The sequence below is a fragment of the Limnohabitans sp. TS-CS-82 genome (assembly GCF_002943475.1).
In genome coordinates this window covers 395,352-415,804 of record NZ_PTQX01000002.1, presented here as the reverse complement: position 1 = coordinate 415,804, position 20,453 = coordinate 395,352, and the positions used below count along the sequence as shown (strand labels likewise).

At 55.6% G+C, this 20,453-nt stretch carries 20 protein-coding genes; 11 read left to right on the top strand and 9 right to left on the bottom strand.

All coding sequences use genetic code 11. The features are described 5' to 3' along the window. Positions 1–4: 4 nt before the first annotated feature. Positions 5–709 carry an ABC transporter ATP-binding protein gene (locus C5F52_RS06325; RefSeq protein ID WP_104797483.1) on the top strand — a complete coding sequence of 235 codons (705 nt, stop codon included), beginning with the start codon at positions 5–7 and terminating at the stop codon, positions 707–709. Positions 710–718: 9 nt separating this feature from the next. Beyond that, positions 719–1,468: a 23S rRNA (guanosine(2251)-2'-O)-methyltransferase RlmB gene (gene rlmB, locus C5F52_RS06320; protein WP_104797482.1), complete on the top strand. Its 750-nt coding sequence runs from the start codon at positions 719–721 to the stop codon at positions 1,466–1,468. Between the two features lie 9 nt (positions 1,469–1,477). Here the strand turns inward: rlmB and C5F52_RS06315 are convergent, their stop codons facing one another. Genes C5F52_RS06315 through fabG form a run of 4 tightly spaced genes read right to left on the bottom strand, consistent with a single transcriptional unit; the run spans position 1,478 to position 4,042 of the window. After that, the gene (locus C5F52_RS06315; protein ID WP_104797481.1) at positions 1,478–2,107 is read right to left on the bottom strand and encodes a nucleoside/nucleotide kinase family protein; all 630 of its coding nucleotides are present in this window, start codon (positions 2,105–2,107) and stop codon (positions 1,478–1,480) included. Further along, positions 2,098–2,694, bottom strand: coding sequence for a chromate transporter (locus tag C5F52_RS06310; RefSeq protein WP_104797480.1), 597 nt, complete (start codon positions 2,692–2,694; stop codon positions 2,098–2,100). Before C5F52_RS06310 ends, C5F52_RS06315 begins: the two co-directional genes overlap by 10 nt. Continuing rightward, on the bottom strand, positions 2,691–3,278 hold the full coding sequence (locus tag C5F52_RS06305; RefSeq protein WP_104797479.1) for a chromate transporter: 588 nt from the start codon (positions 3,276–3,278) through the stop codon (positions 2,691–2,693). The genes C5F52_RS06310 and C5F52_RS06305 overlap by 4 nt, the downstream gene beginning before the upstream one ends. Next, the gene (gene fabG, locus C5F52_RS06300; protein ID WP_104797478.1) at positions 3,275–4,042 is read right to left on the bottom strand and encodes a 3-oxoacyl-ACP reductase FabG; all 768 of its coding nucleotides are present in this window, start codon (positions 4,040–4,042) and stop codon (positions 3,275–3,277) included. Before fabG ends, C5F52_RS06305 begins: the two co-directional genes overlap by 4 nt. Before the next feature lie 163 nt (positions 4,043–4,205). On the opposite strand from fabG, the gene C5F52_RS06295 reads away from it, so the two are divergent. The 5 genes from C5F52_RS06295 to C5F52_RS06275 all read left to right on the top strand — a co-directional run bounded on the left by C5F52_RS06295 (position 4,206) and on the right by C5F52_RS06275 (position 9,613). Continuing rightward, positions 4,206–5,453 carry an ABC transporter substrate-binding protein gene (locus C5F52_RS06295; RefSeq protein ID WP_104797477.1) on the top strand — a complete coding sequence of 416 codons (1,248 nt, stop codon included), beginning with the start codon at positions 4,206–4,208 and terminating at the stop codon, positions 5,451–5,453. A 50-nt stretch (positions 5,454–5,503) separates the two neighbouring features. Further along, the gene (locus tag C5F52_RS06290; protein WP_104797832.1) at positions 5,504–6,724 is read left to right on the top strand and encodes a carbohydrate porin; all 1,221 of its coding nucleotides are present in this window, start codon (positions 5,504–5,506) and stop codon (positions 6,722–6,724) included. Positions 6,725–6,796: 72 nt separating this feature from the next. Next, on the top strand, positions 6,797–7,678 hold the full coding sequence (locus C5F52_RS06285; RefSeq protein WP_104797476.1) for a carbohydrate ABC transporter permease: 882 nt from the start codon (positions 6,797–6,799) through the stop codon (positions 7,676–7,678). 10 nt (positions 7,679–7,688) lie between these two features. After that, positions 7,689–8,537, top strand: a complete 849-nt coding sequence (locus C5F52_RS06280; RefSeq protein WP_201746983.1) for a carbohydrate ABC transporter permease — start codon at positions 7,689–7,691, stop codon at positions 8,535–8,537. A gap of 11 nt (positions 8,538–8,548) precedes the next feature. Further along, the gene (locus C5F52_RS06275) at positions 8,549–9,613 is read left to right on the top strand and encodes an ABC transporter ATP-binding protein (RefSeq protein WP_104797474.1); all 1,065 of its coding nucleotides are present in this window, start codon (positions 8,549–8,551) and stop codon (positions 9,611–9,613) included. 3 nt (positions 9,614–9,616) lie between these two features. Here the strand turns inward: C5F52_RS06275 and C5F52_RS06270 are convergent, their stop codons facing one another. Continuing rightward, entirely contained in the window at positions 9,617–10,642 is a 1,026-nt protein-coding gene (locus C5F52_RS06270; RefSeq protein ID WP_104797473.1) for a LacI family DNA-binding transcriptional regulator, read from the bottom strand. A gap of 133 nt (positions 10,643–10,775) precedes the next feature. Here C5F52_RS06270 and C5F52_RS06265 point away from each other — a divergent pair, with 133 nt between their 5' ends. Genes C5F52_RS06265 through C5F52_RS06250 form a run of 4 tightly spaced genes read left to right on the top strand, consistent with a single transcriptional unit; the run spans position 10,776 to position 14,133 of the window. After that, positions 10,776–11,294: a gluconokinase gene (locus C5F52_RS06265; protein WP_236657749.1), complete on the top strand. Its 519-nt coding sequence runs from the start codon at positions 10,776–10,778 to the stop codon at positions 11,292–11,294. Then, positions 11,291–11,791: a TRAP transporter small permease gene (locus tag C5F52_RS06260; protein WP_104797472.1), complete on the top strand. Its 501-nt coding sequence runs from the start codon at positions 11,291–11,293 to the stop codon at positions 11,789–11,791. Before C5F52_RS06265 ends, C5F52_RS06260 begins: the two co-directional genes overlap by 4 nt. Positions 11,792–11,796: 5 nt before the next feature. After that, complete coding sequence (locus C5F52_RS06255) at positions 11,797–13,089, top strand: TRAP transporter large permease (RefSeq protein WP_104797471.1); 1,293 nt, start codon at positions 11,797–11,799, stop codon at positions 13,087–13,089. A 24-nt stretch (positions 13,090–13,113) separates the two neighbouring features. Next, positions 13,114–14,133, top strand: coding sequence for a TRAP transporter substrate-binding protein (locus C5F52_RS06250; protein ID WP_104797470.1), 1,020 nt, complete (start codon positions 13,114–13,116; stop codon positions 14,131–14,133). A gap of 61 nt (positions 14,134–14,194) precedes the next feature. Here C5F52_RS06250 and ppc read toward each other — a convergent pair whose 3' ends face one another. From ppc to eda, 4 genes are all read right to left on the bottom strand, one after another. Beyond that, complete coding sequence (gene ppc, locus C5F52_RS06245) at positions 14,195–17,086, bottom strand: phosphoenolpyruvate carboxylase (protein ID WP_104797469.1); 2,892 nt, start codon at positions 17,084–17,086, stop codon at positions 14,195–14,197. A 25-nt stretch (positions 17,087–17,111) separates the two neighbouring features. After that, positions 17,112–18,122, bottom strand: a complete 1,011-nt coding sequence (locus C5F52_RS06240; protein WP_104797468.1) for a glucokinase — start codon at positions 18,120–18,122, stop codon at positions 17,112–17,114. 3 nt (positions 18,123–18,125) lie between these two features. Then, positions 18,126–19,733 (bottom strand): glucose-6-phosphate isomerase, encoded by a 1,608-nt coding sequence (pgi, locus tag C5F52_RS06235; RefSeq protein WP_104797467.1) that lies wholly within the window; start codon positions 19,731–19,733, stop codon positions 18,126–18,128. A gap of 75 nt (positions 19,734–19,808) precedes the next feature. Then, positions 19,809–20,450, bottom strand: coding sequence for a bifunctional 4-hydroxy-2-oxoglutarate aldolase/2-dehydro-3-deoxy-phosphogluconate aldolase (eda, locus tag C5F52_RS06230; RefSeq protein WP_104797466.1), 642 nt, complete (start codon positions 20,448–20,450; stop codon positions 19,809–19,811). Between the last annotated feature and the right edge of the window lie 3 nt (positions 20,451–20,453).

Below are 20,453 nucleotides of genomic sequence, written 5' to 3'. Positions count from 1 at the left end.
CTTCATGACCCAGCCTTCATTTGAAAATTCATCCACATTGCCTTCACCTTTGATGGTCGTCTCGCATTTGTCCAAATCGGTGCAAGACGCCAGCGGTACCCTGCACATTCTCCGCGATATCGACTTCCATCTAGCGCCACAGCAATCGTTGGCCATTGTGGGCGCTTCAGGTTCGGGCAAAAGCACCTTGCTCTCCATCATGGCGGGGTTGGATACGCCCACGCAGGGCACCGTGTGGCTGGGCGGCGTGGACATGTTTGCGATGGACGAAGACGCACGCGCCGCAGTGCGCGCCCGCCAAGTGGGCTTTGTGTTTCAAAGCTTTCAGCTCTTGGGCAATATGACCGCGCTAGAAAACGTCATGTTGCCGCTAGAGCTGGCAGGCTTGCCCAACCCGCGTGCCGCTGCCAAAGACATGCTGGTGCGCGTGGGCTTAGGCGAGCGTTTGGGCCATTACCCCAAAGTGCTGTCGGGTGGCGAACAGCAACGCGTGGCCTTGGCACGTGCCTTTGTGGTCAAGCCCACGTTGCTGTTAGCCGATGAACCCACAGGCAGCTTGGATCACGCCAGTGGCGAGCGCATCATGGATTTGATGTTTGAACTCAACAAAGAACTGGGTACCACGTTGGTGTTGGTCACACATGATTTAAAGCTGGCCGCCAAGTGCGATCAAGCCATCACGATTGAGGCGGGGCAGGTCAAGGGATAATCAGGTCATATGTCTTCAGCCCCTAAAGTTCTCTTCGGCTTTCACGCCGTTGGCGTGCGCGTTAAAACAGCGCCGCAATCCGTCATCGAAATCTATTTCGACCCCACACGTCGCGATGCGCGTATGCGTCAATTTGTAGACCGTGCCACCGAAGCTGGCATCCGTTTGATAGAGGCAGATGGCCCGCGTTTGGCCAAACTCTCAGGCGGTCACGGCCATCAAGGTGTGGCAGCGCGTGTGAGCGAAATCAAGATGGTTCACTCGTTAGACGAGTTGCTGGAAGGCATCGAAAAAATCGAATCACCTTTGATCTTGGTACTGGACGGTGTGACCGACCCGCATAACCTCGGCGCGTGTTTGCGTGTGGCCGACGGTGCTGGTGCACATGCGGTGATTGCGCCCAAAGACCATGCCGTGGGCATCAACGCCACAGTAGCCAAAGTGGCTAGCGGCGCGGCAGAAACTGTGCCTTATTTCATGGTGACCAACTTGGCGCGCACTTTGAACGAGCTGAAAGAGCGCAACATTTGGATCATCGGCACCAGCGACGATGCACCTAAAACGTTGTACCAAGTCGATCTCAAAGGCCCTACCGCATTGGTGTTGGGCGCAGAGGGTGACGGCATGCGTCAGCTCACGCGTAAGACGTGTGATGAGCTCATTAGCATTCCAATGTCTGGTGCGGTCGAGAGCTTGAACGTGTCGGTGGCCAGTGGCGTTTGCTTGTACGAAGCTCGTCGTCAACGCACGGTTGGTTAAGTCGCTTCTTTAAGCGTCCCAGCGAAACATCACATCGGCTTTAGCCCGTTCGGCCTCAATGCGTCGCGCATTGGGCTCGTCGGTGTGTTTCACCCAATCGGCAGCGTCTTGTGCGCTGCGACCAAACTGCTGATGGCGTTGGGTCAAACGGCCCACGCGTAAGTCTTGCGGCACATCGACAAACCATGTTTCATCTAACAGCGCTTGCACTTGGTTCCACGGTGAATCACTGAACAACAAGTAATTACCTTCCACCACGATGAGCGGTGTCGATGGCTTCACGGCTATTGCACCAGCCACGCCTTCTTCTAGGCTGCGCTCGTAGCAGGGTGCGTAAACCACTTCATCTGCTGCTGGTATGCGCAGGCGTTTGAGCAAAGCGATGAAGCCAAACGCATCAAAAGTATCAGGTGCGCCTTTGCGGCTTTTTCGGTTCAAGCGTTCTAGCTCGACATTGGCCAAATGAAACCCATCCATGGGGACTATTTGAATGTCTTGGGGCCATTGCATCGCCAAGGCATGAGCCAGCGTGGATTTGCCAGCGCCTGGTGCGCCGACCAAGCCCAGAATGCGACGCTCGCCGCTGCTCAGTAAATGCGCAATGCGCTGTTGATACAGGGCAGGGATTTTTAAATCCATCCCAAAGCACCCAGTAAAGCACCGAAACCTAAAAGCAACAACAGGTGTGTTTTGGTCTTCCACACAATCAGTGTGGTGGCACCGGCCAAGACCCACAGCGGCCAATCACGCGCAGGGTTTTCGTGGTTGCCTGTGAGCAACCATCCCGTGGCAATCAGCAGCGCAATCACAATGGGGGCCATGCCGCTTTTGAAGGCTTTGACAGCCAGCATCTCGCGGTTGCGGTGCGCCCATTGCGTGGCCACAAAGGTGAGGGTGCAGGACGGGATCATGATGCCCACCATGGTGATGAGCACGCCCCACAGGGCCAAGGCCACGGCAGGCCAACCTGCAGCTAGACCGCCACCTGCGTTGAGCCCGACGTTCCAGCCCATCAAAGCGATGAACATCACGTTGGGGCCCGGTGCGCCTTGGGCCAAAGCGATGGACGAGGTGAACTGCGTGTCGCTGAGCCAATGTGTTTCGTCTACCAAGTAACGGTGGATATCGGGCGCAGTAGTGATAGCGCCACCCACGGCCAAGAGTGAGAGCGAGATGAAGTGCAAAAACAGCGAACCCCAATCAGCCAAGGTCATGGTGATGCTCATGCCACACCTCGCTGTTTGATGCAATGCGCGGCCCACACGCTGGCCAGAGGGCCGAGGCTGAGCAGCACCCAAGCCAAAGGCAAACGCAGCAGGCCAATGGCCACGAAGGTGAAGGCACCAATGCCAATGCAGGTCAACATGCCCATGGGGTTGTTTTTCAAAGCACCCATGAGCTTGATGCCTACTGCCGCAATAAGTCCTGCGGACACAGCGCCCATGCCGCGCAACATGCCTTGTGCCACGGGGGTCTCTGCCACACCTGCCACGGCTGCAGCCAGTAACAGCACCAACACGGTTGGTGCAATCAACAAACCACTCAGTGCAGCCAATGCGCCCGCAATGCCAAAGTGTCGGCCACCAATCATGAGCGAGAGGTTGACCACATTGGGGCCCGGCAAAATTTGCGCAACAGCCCAGTCTTCGACAAATTCATCGGTGGTGAGCCATTGCTTTTTGTCCACCAATTCTCGTTGCACAACGGCCAGCACGCCGCCAAAGCCTTGCAAGGCCAGCACGGTGAACGACACAAACAAATCGGTTTTGTTTTGAGGTGCGTTGGGCACAGCACTGTGCTGTGCGGTCATAGGGTGAGACCGCCAGCCACTTCAATCACGGTGCCGTTGATGTAAGCGGCTTCATCACTGGCCAAGAAGGCATACACGTTGGCAATGTCTTCGGGTTGGCCTAAGCGCTTCAGGGGCACGCGGTCAGTCATCTCGTGAATCACTTTTTCAGGGATGGTCGACAAGATCGGCGTTTGGATAAAACCGGGTGCGATGGCATTCACACGAATGCCTTTGGGGCCAAGCTCGCGGCTCCATGTTTTTGTGAAACCAATCACGCCAAACTTGGTAGCTGCATAGTTGGTTTGGCCAAAGTTACCGTAGATGCCAACGACCGATGAGGCATTCAAAATTACGCCGCTGCCTTGCGCCACCATGGCATCCGTCACGGCTTGTGCGCAATGGAACACACCACGCAGGTTGACGTCAATCACACGGTCAAACTGTTCCAAGGTCATTTTTTGCAAACGCGCATCTTGTGTGATGCCTGCGTTGTTGACCAACACATCGATGCGCCCGAACTTGTCGAGCACGGCTTTCACCGTGGCATCCACCATCTCGCGCTGCGTCACATCGACCACAAAACCAAGGGCCTGTGCACCGATGGCTTGGCACTGTTTGACGGCGTCATCGACCGCAGCTTGCTTCACGTCACACACGATGACGATGGCGCCTTCGTGTGCGAATTTCAAAGCGGTGGCCAAACCAATGCCTTGTGCGGCACCCGTGATGACGCTGACTTTGCCGTTTAACCGCTGGTGGTGTGTGTTTGTGTGTGTGCTCATAGGCTTTAGTTTAAGCACCTGGCTCAACAAGGGGAAACACCGACTAAATCATTTATATAGATTAAGGGAAAAACCTAATAAATCAACTTGAGTGATTAAGTAACAATAAATCAACTTGAGTGATTAATTCAAGTTTCACAACATTTTGGAGCGAGACATTCTTATGAAATTGAATCAATTGTTTTTGGCCTGCGCTGCCGCTTTGTCAGTGTCTGCAGCAGTGGCGGGCGAGGTCGAAGTCCTGCATTACTGGACATCGGGTGGTGAAGCCAAATCAGCGGCTGAGCTGAAAAAAATCATGGCTGCCAAAGGCCATGCTTGGAAAGACTTCGCAGTTGCGGGTGGCGGCGGTGACAACGCGATGACCGTGTTGAAGAGCCGCGTGGTGGCAGGCAACCCACCTTCAGCCGCACAAATCAAAGGCCCCGCCATTCAAGAGTGGGCGCAAGAGGGCGTGTTGGCCAACTTGGACAGCGTGGCGCAAGCCGAGAAGTGGGACAGCTTGTTGCCACAGGTGGTGGCCAATGTCATGAAATACAAAGGCAACTATGTGGCAGCGCCCGTCAACGTACACCGCGTGAACTGGGTGTGGGCCAACCCAGAGGTTTTGAAGAAGGCCGGCGTGTCTGCCATGCCCACCAACTACGACGAGTTCTTTGTTGCAGCCGACAAAATCAAAAAAGCAGGTTTCATTGCTGTGGCCCATGGGGGCCAAAACTGGCAAGACTTCACCACCTTTGAGTCCGTTGTGTTGGGTGTGGGGGGGGCCAAGTTTTACCAAGATGCTTTGGTCAAGCTCGACCCCAAAGCCTTGAACAGCCCGACCATGAAAAAGTCGCTCGAGACCTTCCGCAAGATCAAGGGCTACACCGATGCGGCTTCGCCTGGCCGCGATTGGAACTTGGCCACTGCGATGGTCATGCAAGGCAAAGCAGGCTTTCAGTTCATGGGTGACTGGGCCAAAGGCGAGTTTGTGGCGGCAGGCAAAAAACCTGGCAAAGACTTCTTGTGTGCGGCAGCCCCAGGCACCGCCAAGTCTTACACCTTCAACGTCGATTCATTTGCGATGTTCAAGCTCAAAGATGCCAGCGCACAAAAAGCCCAAGGCGATTTGGCAGCCGCCATCATGAGCACAGACTTCCAAGAAGTGTTCAACCTCAACAAGGGTTCTATCCCTGTGCGCTTGAGCATGTCGATGGCAAAGTTTGACGACTGCGCCAAGCTCTCTAGCAAAGATTTCGTGGACACCGCCAAGACTGGCGGCTTGGTCCCCTCCGTCGCCCACGGCATGGCGATTTCGCCAGCGACCGAAGGCGCAATCAAAGATTTGGTGAGCCAGTTCTGGAACGACGACAAGATCAGCATTGACGACGGTCAAAAGCGTCTTGTTGCCGCCGCAGCCACCAAATAAGCAGCAGCTCGACTGTTGAAACATAAACCTTGGAGATACAAACAATGAAGATGAAATTAACTTGTGTGGCTGCTGCTTTGTGCTGCTTGAGCACAGCCGCTTTGGCCGCTGATGTGGGCGGTGTGGAAGTCACCGGCTACAGCCGTGGCGGTGGTGTGTACAGCTACAACAAAGACCAACAGGTCAAAGGTGGCTTGAGCTTGGGCGGTGATTTGCAAAAGTACCGTTTGGGTAACGAGGGTGACTATGGTGTTGAAGTCAACATCGCCAAAACCTTTGACGTCGAAGGCGTGAAATACAAACTCGACTACATGCCCACCAAGTGGAACAGCGGCAATGTCGGCACAGAACAAGCCTTCGTGGAGATGAGTGGTTTGAGCTTTGCACCCGAAGCCAAGATTTGGGCTGGTCAACGCCGTCTTCGTATTCAGGATGTGCACATCGTGGATCACTTCTTGATGGACTACGGCGTCAACCAAGGTTCAGGCTTCACAGATTTGGCCGTGGGTGGCATGAAATTGGGCGCAGCTTTGCAAACAGGCGATACCTTTGACGCAAAAATGATTGCGGGTACCTCAGCAAACAAGCTGAACTTGGATTTGTCTGAAATCAAGACGAATCCTGGTGGTAAAGCCCGCGTATTGGTGACCTCGGTTAGCACTTCAGGCTTGAAGAGCAGCGGTGGTTCTGGCTTCACTGTGAGCCACAACCAATCTGACTTTGTTGTGAAGGGCTTGACCAACAGCTTGTTCTTGCAAACCTCTAGTGGCTACGCCAATATCAATGGTCGATTTGGAGCGTTCTACGATGCCGCTGGTGCAGCGACTGTCTACGGCAAGAAAACAAACCGTATTGCTGACTCGATCAACTGGCAGTCAGGCGCGTTTGGTGGGCAAGCGATCTTGGGTTACCAAACGACCAAGTCCGATGACCCAGCTGTCACTTACACCATCAAAGATACCTCTCTGGGTGGCCGCGTGTCCTACGCTGTTTCTAAGAATTTCAAGTGGTTGGTTGAAGCAGGCACCACATCACGCAAGTTCAGCGACAACCAAGCCGCACAGCGCTTGAACAAGCTGACGATCGCGCCCACATTGGCTTTGTCTCCAGACTTCTGGTCACGTCCTGAGTTGCGTTTTTACGTGACAAAAGCCAACTGGAACCAAGCTGCTTCTGATGCGAACAACGGTGGTACAGGTGAAGGTGCGTTTGGTACCAACGGCAGAAAATCACAAACACTCGCTGGCGTCCAGTACGAAGTGTGGTGGTAAGCAAGGGTTGAACGAGGGATTGGGAAAGGGGCAACCCTTTCCCTTTTTTGCTTCTTACATAAAGGCATCCAGATGCAAAAGCATCGCTTAGAAACGTTGATACCCAAATTGGTGGTCGCTCCTGGCTTGTTGCTGGGTTTTGCGTTCATCTATGGCTTCATGATTTGGAACGGTGTGTTGTCAGTCACCGCGTCTCGCATGTTGCCCAATTACGAATTGGTTGGCTTGGCGCAATACGCCAAGTTGTGGGAGATGGACCGCTGGTGGGTCGCCCTGAAAAATCTCGCCATTTTCGGCATCGGTTATGTCGGCGGTGCGATGGCCCTCGGTGTGTTCCTTGCTGTGCTGTTGGACCAAAAGGTACGCGCAGAAGGTTTCATTCGCACGGTGTATCTGTACCCCATGGCCTTGTCATTTGTGGTGACGGGGACCGCTTGGAAATGGTTGCTCAACCCCAGCATGGGTTTAGAAAAACTCATGCATGACTGGGGCTGGGAAAGCTTCAGATTTGGTTGGTTGGTCGACAGCGAAATGGCTATTTACTGCGTGGTGATCGCTGGTATTTGGCAATCCGCAGGTTTTGCCATGGCTTTGTTTTTGGCGGGCTTGCGCGGGATTGATGACAGCATCATCAAAGCGGCGCAGATTGATGGGGCATCGCTGCCGCGCATTTACTGGCGCATTGTGTTGCCAGCGTTGCGCCCTGTATTTTTCTCAACCTTGATGGTGCTCTCGCATCTGGCCATCAAGAGCTTTGACCTCATCATGGCTTTGACGTCGGGTGGCCCCGGTTATGCCACGGACGTGCCAGCGACCTTCATGTATGCCATGAGCTTCACGCGTGGGCAAATTGGTTTGGGGGCAGCCAGTGCCACCATGATGTTGGCCACGGTGGCTGCGTTGGTCGTGCCTTATCTGTACAGCGAGTTGCGAGGTAAATCACATGAGCACTAAGCTTTTTTCGATGCAGATGTTCTCGCGTGCATTGCTGTATGTCACGCTGTTGGTCGGTGCTGCGTTCTTTTTGGCGCCTTTGTATGTGATGGTCGTGACCTCACTCAAAGATGCCGACGAGATTCGCCAAAACAGTTTGGTCAGTTTGCCAGGCGGGATGAATTTTGATGCCTGGCGTTTGGCTTGGGACTCCGCTTGCACCGGCGCGCAGTGTTCTGGCTTAGAGCCCTTCTTTTGGAACTCGGTGTGGATGGCCGTTCCTGCTGTGCTGATTTCCACCACCTGGGGCGCGCTCAACGGCTATGTGCTGAGTCTGTGGAAATTTCGCGGCAGCGAAACCTTGTTTGCCTTTTTGCTCTTTGGCGTGTTCATGCCATTTCAAGTGGTGCTGCTGCCCATGAGCCAAGTGTTGGGTTGGCTCGGTATGTCTAGCTCGATCGCTGGCCTGATCTTGGTTCACTTGTTAGCCGGTTTGCCCAGCACCACTTTGTTCTTTCGCAACTACTACGCCGCCGTGCCCAAAGATTTGCTCAATGCCGCACGCATGGATGGCGCAGGCTTTTGGATGATTTTTCTGCGCATCATCGTGCCCATGTCTACGCCCATCGTGATGGTGACTTTGATTTGGCAGTTCACCCAAATTTGGAACGACTTTTTGTTCGGCGTGGCCTTCAGCGGCGCGGATTCCAAACCCATCACTGTGGGATTGAACAACTTGGCCAACACCACCAGCAGCGTCAAAGCCTACAACGTGGACATGGCCGCTGCATTGATTGCAGGCCTACCCACCATGTTGGTGTACGTGGTGGCTGGACGATATTTTGTGCGCGGCCTGACCGCCGGCGCCGTGAAAGGTTAAGAGGAATAGACATGTCTTCAGCATTGAAAATCAGCGGCATTCGCAAATGCTTTGGTCAGGGTGACAACACGGTGGAGGTGCTCAAGCGCATTGACATCGATGTGGCGCCCGGTGAGTTTTTAATTTTGGTCGGCCCTTCGGGCTGCGGTAAATCCACCTTGCTCAACATCATTGCGGGCCTAGAAGAACCCACAGAGGGCAGCATCTCCATTGGTGACAAAAACGTGGTGGGTGTACCGCCCGCACAACGTGACATTGCGATGGTGTTTCAAAGCTATGCGCTGTACCCCACGATGAGCGTGGCTGAGAATATTGGCTTCGCTCTCGAAATCCGCAAAGTACCCAAAGCTGAGCGCCAAGCGCGCATTGCCGAAGTGGCTGCCATGTTGCAGATAGAACATTTGCTTGACCGTCGTCCTTCGCAACTGTCCGGTGGTCAACGTCAACGCGTGGCCATGGGCCGTGCTTTGGCGCGTAACCCGCAGCTGTTTTTGTTTGATGAACCTTTGTCAAACCTCGATGCCAAGTTGCGCGTGGAGATGCGTGCCGAGATCAAACGTTTGCACCAGCTCAGTGGCATCACCAGCGTGTATGTGACGCATGACCAAGTCGAGGCCATGACCTTAGGCAGTCGCATCGCGGTGATGAAGGGCGGGGTACTGCAACAGCTCGGTACCCCTGATGAAATTTACAACCGACCCGCCAACACCTATGTGGCGACCTTCATTGGTTCGCCCACGATGAACTTAGTCGAGGGCAGGGCATCGGGGACTGGGCAGTTCACAGTGGTCGGTGCACAACTGGCCTTGGCCGTGCCCGACAACGCCAGTCAACCCACCTTGCTTGGCTTGCGGCCAGAACACATCCGTTTGAATGATGCTGCGCCTTGGCGTGGTGTGGTGAATTTGGTGGAGCCCACAGGCGCTGACACCTATGTGGTGGTGGATACGGCGGCTGGCAAAGTCACTGTGCGCGCTGCGCCGCAAACACAGGTGCGCCCGGGTGATGCTGTGGGCTTGGACATTCAAGCCGAACACGTGACTTGGTTTGACCAAGCCTCGGGCTTGCGTTTGTAAAGTTCAGGTGCTGCCGCGCACCATCAGCTCGTAGCCTACGTCCACGCTGGGCGTAGGCACATCCTCTTCACGCATCAGGTTCAGCAGCATCTTCGCTGCAGCTTCACCAATCGCAGCGCGTGGTGTGCGAATGGTGGTCAGGCCTGGGCCAACGAGATCGCTGCCTGTGAGATCGTTGAAGCCTGCAATCGCGAGTTGCTGAGGGACTTTGATTTTCAAGCGTTGAGCCGCCAACAATGCGCCTTGGGCCAAGTCATCGTTACAGAAGAAGATGGCGTCAATGCTGGGGTCTTGGGCCATGATGTGTTGCAGCATCTCACCACCCAACGCCATGGATGACGGCGACTTGTTGGTGTAGCTCAAGGCCTTGTCATACAGCTTGGCCGCCTTGAGCGTTTTGCGCCAACCGTCCAAGCGCTGCATGGTGCGTGGGTCGAGTTGGGCGGCGGCAAAGGCAATGCGTTCGCGTCCGCGTTGTAGCAAATGCTCGGTCAACGTCATGGCCGCTTGTGTTTGTGAGAACCCCACACTGTTCACATCGGGCGATTGCGCGAGTTCCATCATGTGCACACACGGAATGCCGCTTTTTTCAATCAGCTCACGTGCGGCATCGCTGCGATCCAGGCCTGTGACCAAGATGCCTGCAGGGCGGTGCTGTAACTGTTCGCGCAAAAGTTGTTCTTCTTCACGGGTGTCGTAGTGGGTGATGCCAATCAAGGTTTGGTAGCCCGCATGGCGCAGTGTTTTTTGGATGGACTCCAACACGTCCACAAACAAATTGTTAGACAACATCGGAATCAGAACCGCCACGTGGTCGCTGTGGCGCGAGGCTAGGGCGCGTGCTGCGGGGTCCGGCGTGTAGCCCAGTTTCAAAGCAGCGGCTTTGACGCGGTCGGTCAAGTCACTGGCTACCGCACGTTCACCGCGTAACGCACGCGACACGGTGATGGGGCTGACCTTGGCCAAAGCGGCCACATCCGCCAGCGTGACGCGGCCTGTGGCGCGAGAACGGGTTTTGGTGGACTTCATTTGGCTCAGGGTTTTTGCTAGGTTGGGAGCTGTATGGTTTGTTTATGATAGCGCTATCCAAGAGTGAACGATGTGATGGTTATCACGGGGTTCGCTCTACTTTTTACCAAAATGGGATAGCGCTATCCAGTCTATGAATGAATCTGAGTTGATGAGTCCTGTGGTCATCATGGGTGTGGCCGGTTGCGGCAAGTCCAGCTTTGCGGCAGCTTTGTCGCAGGCGTTGGGCTGGCAGTTGATTGAAGGGGATGAGTTTCATCCACCTGAAAACGTCAACAAAATGCGCGCTGGTGTTCCATTGACTGACGATGACCGTGCAGGTTGGTTGGATGCGTTGGCCAATGAGCTGGTGCAACGTGGCCCGCATGCGGTGCTCACGTGTTCGGCCCTGAAAAAAGCCTACCGCGACCGCTTGCGCCAAAGCGTGCCAGCCTTGCGTTTTGTGCACCTGGACCTCACGCGTGAGCAATCCATCGCGCGTGTGACGCAACGACCCAGCCACTACTTTCAGCCCGCGTTGGTAGACAGCCAGTTTGCGGCCTTAGAAAAACCAGTGGACGAAGCCGGTGTGTTCACCGCAGACGCCACGCAAAGTATTGAAACGATCCAGGCACAGGTGTGTGCTTGGTTGCAAGCCAAGGAGTGTGCATGAGTACAAATCAAACCACCTCGCGCAGTCAGGCACTAGCACACGTGATGATGGCCGCGTGTTTGGGTGTCATGGCGGTGGCCGTGTTTTTCAACGTGGTGTTGCGCTACGGTTTTGGCAGCGGCATTGCGGCGAGTGAAGAGCTCTCGCGTTTGTTGTTTGTGTGGATGGTGTTCATTGGCGCCACCGCAGCTTATCCAGCGGGTGAGCACATGGCCTTCACCAGTTTCATTGCCAGCTTGCGCAAGTATCCAAACACCATCCAAGCCTTGACGATTTTGATTCGTGCCTTGGTGATTGTGAGCTGCGTGATGTTAGGCCGTGGTGCTTGGCAACAGGTGGAAGTGGGTTTGTCTAGCAACTCGGTGGTGTTGGGTTACCCCAATTGGTTGCTGCCATTGCCTGTGTTGTTGTCCTCATTGGCGATTGGCTTGATGGCATTCAAAGAATTGATTCAAAACAAAGCTATGGACTTTGACCACGGCGTGGACGTGGAGTAAACAGCATGACATCAGAAGCACAAGCATTCATTGTTTTCTCGGCGGGCATGTTGTTGCTCATGGGCATTGGCCTGAACATGGCGTTTGCCTTGGTTCTCACAGGCGCAGGCATGGCCTGGACCCTTGATTTTTGGGACACCCAGTTGCTGGCCCAAAACTTGGTGGCGGGCGTGGACAGCTTTCCTTTATTGGCCGTGCCGTTCTTCATCTTGGCCGGTGAGTTGATGAACTCAGGCGGCATCAGCCGCCGCATCATCGACATGGCGCAAGCTTGGGTGGGACACATCCGCGGTGGTTTGGGTTTTGTGGCGATTGGCGCTGCGGTGCTCATGGCCAGCATGAGCGGCTCTGCCTTGGCCGACACTGCCGCGTTGGCCACGATTTTGTTGCCCATGATGAAGCGTCAGGGCTACCCCATGCACACCTCGGCAGGCTTGATTGCGTCGGGCGGCATCATTGCCCCCATCATTCCGCCATCCATGCCTTTTGTGATTTATGGCGTGACCACCAACACTTCCATCTCTTCCTTGTTTTTGTCTGGCATCGTGCCCGGACTGATCATGGGCATTGGTTTGATCGTGGCGTGGAAGCTTCAACTGCGTGACATGGATTTGCCTCAAGGTGAAAAGCTGCCTTTGATCGAGCGTTTACACGCCACACGCAAAGCCTTCTGGGCCATGCTCATGCCGCTCATCATCATTGGCGGCATGAAGACGGGTATCTTCACGCCCACTGAGGCGGCCGTGGTCGCGGCGTTTTACGCCTTGGTCGTCGCGTTGGTGATTCACCGTGAAATGAAGCTGATAGAGATTCACGAGGTCTTGGTACGTGCTGCCAAAACCACGGCGGTGGTGATGTTCTTGTGCGCAGGCGCACAAGTGGCCAGCTACATGATCACCTTGGCAGATTTGCCCACGGTGCTCACAGGTTGGTTAGGCCCACTGGTAGAGAGCCCACGCGTGTTGATGGCGGTGATGATGATCACGCTGGTGCTGATTGGCACTGCGTTGGACCTCACACCCACGATTTTGATTTTTGCGCCCGTGATGTTGCCCATCGCGGTGAAGGCTGGCATTGACCCCGTGTATTTCGGGTTGATGTTTGTGCTCAATGGCGCGATTGGTTTGATCACACCGCCTGTCGGCACTGTGCTCAATGTGGTGGCGGGTGTGGGGCGTTTGTCCATGCACCAAGTCATCAAAGGGGTGAACCCGTTTTTGGTGACTTACCTCATCATCTTGACTGCGTTTGTTTTGTTCCCACAAATCGTGACCGCCCCTGTGGCGTGGATGCGATAAGTTTTTAACCCAAGGAGACTTCCCATGACTTTTCTTCGTCGAACCCTGATTGCTGCAGCCACCGTGGCCGTGGCCAGCGCCTCGTTTTCTGTCTTTGCGCAAGACATCAAGCCACGCTTGATTCGCTTTGGCTACGGCTTGAACGAGCAAAGCAACCAAGGCCGTGCAGCCAAAGTGTTTGCTGAGCAAGTGGAAAAAGCCTCTGGCGGCAAAATGAAAGTGCGCGCCATTGGTGCAGCAGCCTTGGGCCCAGACACGCAAATGCAACAAGCATTGATTGGCGGCGCACAAGAGATGATGGTGGGCTCCACCGCCACCTTGGTGGGCATCACCAAAGAGATGGCTTTGTGGGACACCCCGTTCTTGTTCAACAACGTCAAAGAAGCCGATGCTGTGCTGGACGGCCCCATCGGTCAAAAGGTGATGGACAAGCTGCAAGACAAAGGCTTGGTCGGTTTAGCCTATTGGGAAAACGGTTTCCGTAACCTGACCAACAGCAAGCGCCCCGTGACCAAGCTCGAAGACTTGAACGACGTCAAACTGCGCGTGATGCAAAACAATGTGTACCTCGACAGCTTCAAGATCTTGGGTGCCAATGCGGTGCCTATGCCTTTCTCTGAGCTGTTCAGCGCCTTGGAAACCAAAACAGTCGACGGTCAAGAGAACCCGTACAACACCATCTTGTCGAGCAAGTTCTACGAAGTGCAAAAGTACTTGAGCGTGACCAATCACGTGTACAGCCCCTGGATCGTGACCGTGAGCAAGAAGTGGTGGGATGGTTTGAGCAAGACCGAACAAAAAATCTTGCTCGACGCTGCACGCGTGAGCCGCGACTTTGAACGCAAAGACACCCGTGACGAAGCTGCCAAAGCTTTGGGTGATTTGAAAGCCAAGGGCATGCAAATCAACGAGTTGTCGGTGGCTGAAACCAACCGCATGCGTGACAAGCTCACGCATATCAACGCAGGCATTGCCACCAACGTGGGCATGGACTTGTGGAATGACACACAGAAAGAACTGACACGTTTGCGTGCCAAGAAGTAATGTCTAAAGCTTCATGAGAAAAGCCACCCTCGGGTGGCTTTTCTTTTGTCTGTCACGTGGTTTAGCCGGTGTTGCGCAACCCCGCTGCAATGCCGTTGATCGAGATGTGAATGCCGCGCTGGGCTTTCTCATCACGGTCTTGCGGGCGCTTGCCTTCGCGGTAGCGGCGAATCAACTCGACCTGCAAATGGTGTAGCGGGTCGATGTAGGGGAAGCGATGGCGCATCGAACGCTCCAATGCGGCGTTGTTCACCAAACGTTGTTTGTCGCCGGTGATGAGCTTCAAGGCATCAGTGGTCCGATGCCATTCAGCTTCAATCAAACCAAAAATTTTCTTGCGCAAGCGGGTGTCACTCACCAACTCGGCGTAGCGTGAGGCCAGCCCCAAATCGCTCTTGGACAACACCATGTCGAGATTGGACAAGAGCGAGCGGAAGAACGGCCATTGGCGCTGCATTTTTTGCAGCAAGGCCAACGCATCTTTGGGCTTGAGCGTGGGGTGTTGGTGGATGAACTGGTTCACAGCCGAGCCAAAGCCCAACCAACCGGGTAAGGTCAAGCGGCATTGACCCCAGCTGAAGCCCCAAGGAATCGCGCGCAAGTCTTCGATGCGAGGCGATGCATTGCCGCTCTTGGGTCGTGCTGCAGGGCGTGAGCCAATGTTGAGCTCGGCAATTTCGCGCAAGGGCGTGGACGCAAAGAAATATTCGGTGAAGCCTGGTGTCTCGTACACCAAGCCACGGTAAGCGGCCATGCTGGCGTGTGAGAGCCACTGCGCTGCATCCAAAAATGCTTGTGGTGCTGGCTTGGTGGTTTGCAGCATCGTGGCTTCTAAAGTCGCTGCCACGAGCGTTTCTAAATTGCGACGGCCAATTTCTGGGTTGGCGTATTTAGAGCCAATGACTTCGCCTTGTTCGGTGAGGCGAATTTGCCCGCGCACCGTGCCTGGGGGCTGCGCCAAAATCGCTTGGTAGCTGGGGCCGCCGCCACGACCCACGGTGCCGCCACGGCCGTGGAACATGCGCAGGGTGATGTCGTGCTGCTTGAACAAGCCATCAAACAACGTGACCAATGCAATCTCGGCGCGGTACAGCTCCCAGTTGCTGGTGAAGATGCCGCCGTCTTTGTTGCTGTCGGAGTAGCCCAACATGATGTCTTGCTCGCCACCGCTGCGCTTGACCAAGTTGGCCACACCGTCAATCGCGTAAAAGCCACCCATGATGTCGGCGGCGCAGCGCAAGTCTTCGATGGTTTCAAACAAAGGCACGACGATCAGATCGCAGGTCGATGTTTTGCTGCCTGATGTGTTGCCTAGGGTGCCGCGCATCAAGCCGGTTTCTTTTTGCAGCAACAACACTTCGAGCAAATCGCTCACGGTTTCGGTGTGGCTGATGATGTAGTGGCGAATGGCGTCTTTGCCAAAGGTCTCCAACATCTCGCGTGCGGTTTCAAAAATCGCCAGCTCTTTGAGCGCGAGTTCGGAGTAGCTCGCACCCATCACGCGCAGCGGGCGTGCGTCGTGCAGCAACTTGTTCAGAACTTCAACGCGTTGGGCTTCATTGAGCTTGGCGTAGTTCTTTTCCACGCCTGCTGTGGCCAGCAACTCGGCCACCACCAACTCGTGCTGATCAGAGCTTTGACGCAAGTCCACGGTCGCCAGGTGAAAGCCAAACACTTCCACTGCACGCATGAGCGGTGTGAGGCGCTGCGCCATCAAGGCGCTGCCGTGTTGGGCTTGCAGTGATTCTGAAATCACGCGCAAATCAGCCAGCAACTCTTGGGCCGAAAGGTACGCGTTTTGTGGCGCCACCGCATGGCGTGCGGCATCACCGCCTGTGAGGTTTTTGAGCGTAGCAGCCAAGCGCGCATACATGCCAGTCAGGGCGCGGCGATAAGGCTCGTCTTGGCGGTGTGCGTTGGTGTCGGGTGAACGATCTGCCAGTGCATGCATTTCAGGCGTGACATCGACCAACATGGCCGACATGGACAACTCGGTGCCGAGGTAGTGAATCTCTGTCAAATAGTGACGCAAGGCCACATCGCATTGGCGGCGCAAGGCAAAGCGCAAGGTGTCGGCGTTGACGTTGGGGTTGCCGTCGCGGTCGCCACCAATCCATTGGCCCATGCGCAAAAAGCTGTGCACGTGGGCTTGACCCAGCTCAGCTTCCAGGTCGGCGTAGAGCTTCGGGATTTCGCTCAAGAACGTGGATTCGTAATAGCTCAGCGCGTTTTCAATTTCGTCTGACACAGTGAGTTTGGTGAAGCGCAGCAAACGGGTTTGCCACAGTTGCAACACACGTGCGCGCAATTGCATTTCGTTGGCCGCGAGTTCGCGCAGGGCCAAAGCATCCGGTGCTTTGGCAGAAGCGTGCAGGGCAGAGCGAGATTTGATGTCGTCACGCAAACTCAAGAGTTGCGCAATGCCACGCTCTGCGTCCAAGATGCTCTTGCGCTGCACTTCAGTGGGATGCGCCGTGAGTACAGGCGACACATGGCTGTGCGCCAATGTCTGCACGATGCTCTTAGGTGCGATGCCTGCGGCCTTGAGGCGACTCAGCGCCATGTGCAAGCTGCCCTCTTGCGTATCGCCCGCACGTTCGTGAATCGCACGGCGGCGAATGTGGTGGCGGTCTTCGGCGAGGTTGGCCAAATGGCTGAAATAGGTGAATGCGCGAATCACACTCACGGTGGCTTCGGCGCTGAGTGAGGCCAAGAGTTTTTTCAGGGCTTTGTCGGCGCTGGCATCGGCGTCGCGGCGAAACGCCACCGAGAGCTTGCGCACTTGTTCGACCAACTCGTAGGCTTCTTTGCCTTCTTGTTCGCGAATCACGTCGCCCAAGATGCGGCCTAAGAGGCGAATGTCTTCAACCAAGGGACGTTCGTTTTCTTTGGCTTGTGCTGTTGCTCTGGCAGTAGCTGATGGTTTGGCTTTGGCTGAAGTTTTGTCAGTCATGTATTGCTCGGTTTGTAAATGTTTTTTATTGCCATTGCGTCAACGACAAAGCCTGCGACGCACCTTGCAGTGCCGGCGAAACAGGGCTATGAATCACCCAAGTCGGGACTTCTTGTAAATACTTCTTGAACCGACCTTTGGCCTCAAAGCGTTCACGAAATGGGGACGCATCAAAGCGCTCGCCCAAGCGCGGCACGATGCCGCCGCCGATGTAGATGCCACCGCGTGCACCCAGCGTCAACGCCAAGTCACCCGCGACAGATCCTAAGAAACCGCAGAACATATCTAGGGCTTCATTGGCTGTTGAGGTTGCTACTTCTTGTGCGCGCTCAATCACTTCGGCAGGCGTTGTGATTTCTCGACCTTGTCCGTCTTTCAAATCACACAGCGCGTGATACAGGTCGACCAAGCCCGCGCCAGAAATCACGCGCTCGGCAGACACATGGCCGTAGCGTTTTTGCAGTTGTTGAATGGCTGCGAACTCGTGTTCGGTGGTCGCAGTCAAACTCACATGGCCACCTTCACCTGCAATTGGAATCCACTTGTGTTGGTAGCCCACCGGAAACAAACCCGACACGCCCAAGCCCGTACCGGGCCCAATCAAACCAATCGCTGCATCTGGTGCTGCCACGCCACCACCCACTTGACGCTTTTGTGCATCAGGCAGCAGCGTGAGCGACAAGGCGAGTGCAGTGAAATCGTTGAGCAACAGAAAGCGTGACACGCCCAAACCTTCGCGCAAAGCATTCACTGAAAACTTCCAGTGGTGATTGGTCATTGCCACTTGATCGCCGGTGACGGGGTTGGCAATGCCAAATGCCGCGCAGGGTGGTGCGCTTAAGCCTTGCTCGTTGAGATACGTTTGTGCCGCAACCAGCAACGATTCGTGTTCGGCACAGGGCAGCACTTGCACGTGGGTGATGGGTGCGTCTTCAAGCGCTTGCCAACCAAAGCGGGCATTGGTGCCGCCGATGTCGCCGAGCAAGCGCGGATACGCCTGTGCATGGGTCACGGCGGGGTCGCGAGACTCAAACATGCATCAGGCTTTCAGGCGCGCTGCTTCAGCAGCTTCAATGTCTTTCGCCATTTTCTTGCCCAACTCCACGCCCCATTGGTCGTAGGCGTGGATGCCCCAGATGGCGGCTTGGCAGAACACTTTGTGTTCGTACAAGGCCATGAGCGCACCCATGCTGCGTGGCGTGAGCGCATCCACCCAAATGGTGGTGCTGGGCACGTTACCGGGGTAGCTGCGGTGTGGGGCCAAACGTTGCACTTCAGCTTCGTCCATGCCGCTGTCGCGTAGCTCACGCATGGTTTCTTCGGGTGTGCGACCAATGGCCAAAGCTTGCGCTTGGGCTTGCATGTTGAGCAACACCACGCGGTGGTGTTCAGCGGCAAACGGCAAGGGGCTGCGCTCGGTGCGCAAACCAATGAAGTCCATCGGTACCAAGTGCTTGCCCTGGTGGATGAGTTGGAAGTAAGCGTGTTGTCCGTCGATGCCTAAGCCGCCCCACAACACGGGCGCCGTGGCGACTTCAACGGGGCTGCCATCGACGTGTGTGCCTTTGCCGTTGGACTCCATGTCCATTTGCTGCAAGAACGAGGCGAACTTGCCCAAGGGCGAAGCGTAGGGCGCAATGTTGTGCGTGGTCGCGCCTAAGAAATTGCGGTTCCACACGCCGAACAATGCCATGAGCAAAGGCAGGTTCTGGTCAGACGGTGCAGTCATGAAGTGCTCGTCCATCGCGCGTGCACCCAAGAGCATGTCTTGGAAGGCAAACGCACCGATGGAGATGGCCAAAGGCAAACCAATGGCCGACCACACCGAGTAACGGCCGCCGACCCAATCCCAAAAACCAAAGGTGTGTTCAGGGGTGAAGCCTTGAGCTGCAGAAATGTGTGGGTTGGCCGTCACCGCAATCAGGTGCTTGCCCAGTTGGTCTTCAGGGCAGCCACCGTCGGTCAACCAACGCTTAGCCGAAGCAGCCAAGGTCATGGTTTCTTGCGTGGTGAAGGTTTTGCTTTGCACCACAAACGCGGTGCGCGCAGGGTTCAGGTAGGCGAGTGCGGTGTACAGGCTCCAAGCATCCACGTTGGACACATAGTGCACACGCACTTTGTTTTTGAAGCTGTCGCGCGTCAAGTGGCTGAGCGCTTCCGTGGTCATGCGCGGACCGAGGTCTGAGCCACCAATGCCGAGGTTGACCACATCGGTGATGGATTCGCCGCCATGGCCTTTCATGTGGCCTTCGCGCACTTTCTCGGCAAAGGTACACACGCGGTGCAACTCATTGGCCACTTGCTTTGAAATTTCATGGCCCCAAGGTGGGTTGGGTACATGGCTGCCACGCAAAGCCACGTGCAATACCGCGCGTTGTTCGGTGGCGTTGATGGGTTCGCCTTTGAACATGGCTTGTGCTTGTGGCATGACGTGTGATTCGTCTGCCAAAGCCAAGAGCTGTTGCATGACTTCGCGTGTGACGCGTTGACGTTCGTAGTCGATGCTGATGCCCGCGCCACTGGCGTGCAAAGCTGCGTTGCGCTCTGGGCTTTTCAGCAATTCACGTAAGTGGGGTTGAGGACCTTGGGCCAAGGCTTGCAGGGCTTGCCAAGCTTGGCGCTTTTGGGGAGGGACGAATGAAGTCATGTTTGGATTTTCGTCAAATTTAGTGCGTTTCTAGTCGCAGTCGAATGAAACTTTTGATGTGACAGTTGAATTAACTTAAACAGCAGCCGCGTCGGTGGCTTCACGCGCCAAGCGCGTGATCTCGGCCCAATCGCCGCGTTCCACCACATCTACAGGCGTGAGCCATGAGCCACCGACCATGGCCACATTGGGCTGCTGCAAGAACTCACCCATATTGGCCAACGACACACCGCCCGTGGGGCAAAAGCGCATATCGCCCAAGGGCCCGCTCAAGGCTTTGAGCATGGCCAAGCCACCCGCTTGTGCCGCGGGAAAAAGTTTGACCAAACCAAAACCGTAGTCACGTGCGGCCATCACTTCACCTGGCGTCATCACGCCGGGCATGAAGGGCAGTTTGCATTGAATCGCAGCTTGCACCAAGGCATCGGTCATGCCGGGCGAGAGCGCAAAGCTGGCACCTGCGGCTTGCACGCGGGCCATTTCTTCGGCGCGTGTGACGGTGCCTGCGCCCACATGCATTTGCGGTACGTGTTTGGCGACTTGTTCAATCGCTGGTAAACCTGCGGCGTGGCGCAAGGTGATTTCCATCACGTCCACACCGCCTTCGAGCAACGCATGGGCCATGGGCACGGCTTGGTCTGGGTGAGTGATGACGATGACAGGCACCACGCGTGAAGTGAACGCGGGGCGGGTGAATGCGGGGTTGAGTTGGGTCATATC

What these genes read in the sequence shown, in the direction of transcription:
- C5F52_RS06285 (WP_104797476.1), top strand. Translation starts at nt 6,797, where the DNA reads ATGCAAAAGCATCGCTTAGAAACGTTGATACCCAAATTGGTGGTCGCT.
- eda (WP_104797466.1), bottom strand. Translation starts at nt 20,450, where the DNA reads ATGACCCAACTCAACCCCGCATTCACCCGCCCCGCGTTCACTTCACGC.
- C5F52_RS06315 (WP_104797481.1), bottom strand. Translation starts at nt 2,107, where the DNA reads ATGGATTTAAAAATCCCTGCCCTGTATCAACAGCGCATTGCGCATTTA.
- C5F52_RS06275 (WP_104797474.1), top strand. Translation starts at nt 8,549, where the DNA reads ATGTCTTCAGCATTGAAAATCAGCGGCATTCGCAAATGCTTTGGTCAG.
- ppc (WP_104797469.1), bottom strand. Translation starts at nt 17,086, where the DNA reads ATGACTGACAAAACTTCAGCCAAAGCCAAACCATCAGCTACTGCCAGA.
- pgi (WP_104797467.1), bottom strand. Translation starts at nt 19,733, where the DNA reads ATGACTTCATTCGTCCCTCCCCAAAAGCGCCAAGCTTGGCAAGCCCTG.
- rlmB (WP_104797482.1), top strand. Translation starts at nt 719, where the DNA reads ATGTCTTCAGCCCCTAAAGTTCTCTTCGGCTTTCACGCCGTTGGCGTG.
- C5F52_RS06290 (WP_104797832.1), top strand. Translation starts at nt 5,504, where the DNA reads ATGAAATTAACTTGTGTGGCTGCTGCTTTGTGCTGCTTGAGCACAGCC.
- fabG (WP_104797478.1), bottom strand. Translation starts at nt 4,042, where the DNA reads ATGAGCACACACACAAACACACACCACCAGCGGTTAAACGGCAAAGTC.
- C5F52_RS06325 (WP_104797483.1), top strand. Translation starts at nt 5, where the DNA reads ATGACCCAGCCTTCATTTGAAAATTCATCCACATTGCCTTCACCTTTG.
- C5F52_RS06265 (WP_236657749.1), top strand. Translation starts at nt 10,776, where the DNA reads ATGAATGAATCTGAGTTGATGAGTCCTGTGGTCATCATGGGTGTGGCC.
- C5F52_RS06255 (WP_104797471.1), top strand. Translation starts at nt 11,797, where the DNA reads ATGACATCAGAAGCACAAGCATTCATTGTTTTCTCGGCGGGCATGTTG.
- C5F52_RS06260 (WP_104797472.1), top strand. Translation starts at nt 11,291, where the DNA reads ATGAGTACAAATCAAACCACCTCGCGCAGTCAGGCACTAGCACACGTG.
- C5F52_RS06295 (WP_104797477.1), top strand. Translation starts at nt 4,206, where the DNA reads ATGAAATTGAATCAATTGTTTTTGGCCTGCGCTGCCGCTTTGTCAGTG.
- C5F52_RS06305 (WP_104797479.1), bottom strand. Translation starts at nt 3,278, where the DNA reads ATGACCGCACAGCACAGTGCTGTGCCCAACGCACCTCAAAACAAAACC.
- C5F52_RS06270 (WP_104797473.1), bottom strand. Translation starts at nt 10,642, where the DNA reads ATGAAGTCCACCAAAACCCGTTCTCGCGCCACAGGCCGCGTCACGCTG.
- C5F52_RS06310 (WP_104797480.1), bottom strand. Translation starts at nt 2,694, where the DNA reads ATGAGCATCACCATGACCTTGGCTGATTGGGGTTCGCTGTTTTTGCAC.
- C5F52_RS06280 (WP_201746983.1), top strand. Translation starts at nt 7,689, where the DNA reads ATGCAGATGTTCTCGCGTGCATTGCTGTATGTCACGCTGTTGGTCGGT.
- C5F52_RS06250 (WP_104797470.1), top strand. Translation starts at nt 13,114, where the DNA reads ATGACTTTTCTTCGTCGAACCCTGATTGCTGCAGCCACCGTGGCCGTG.
- C5F52_RS06240 (WP_104797468.1), bottom strand. Translation starts at nt 18,122, where the DNA reads ATGTTTGAGTCTCGCGACCCCGCCGTGACCCATGCACAGGCGTATCCG.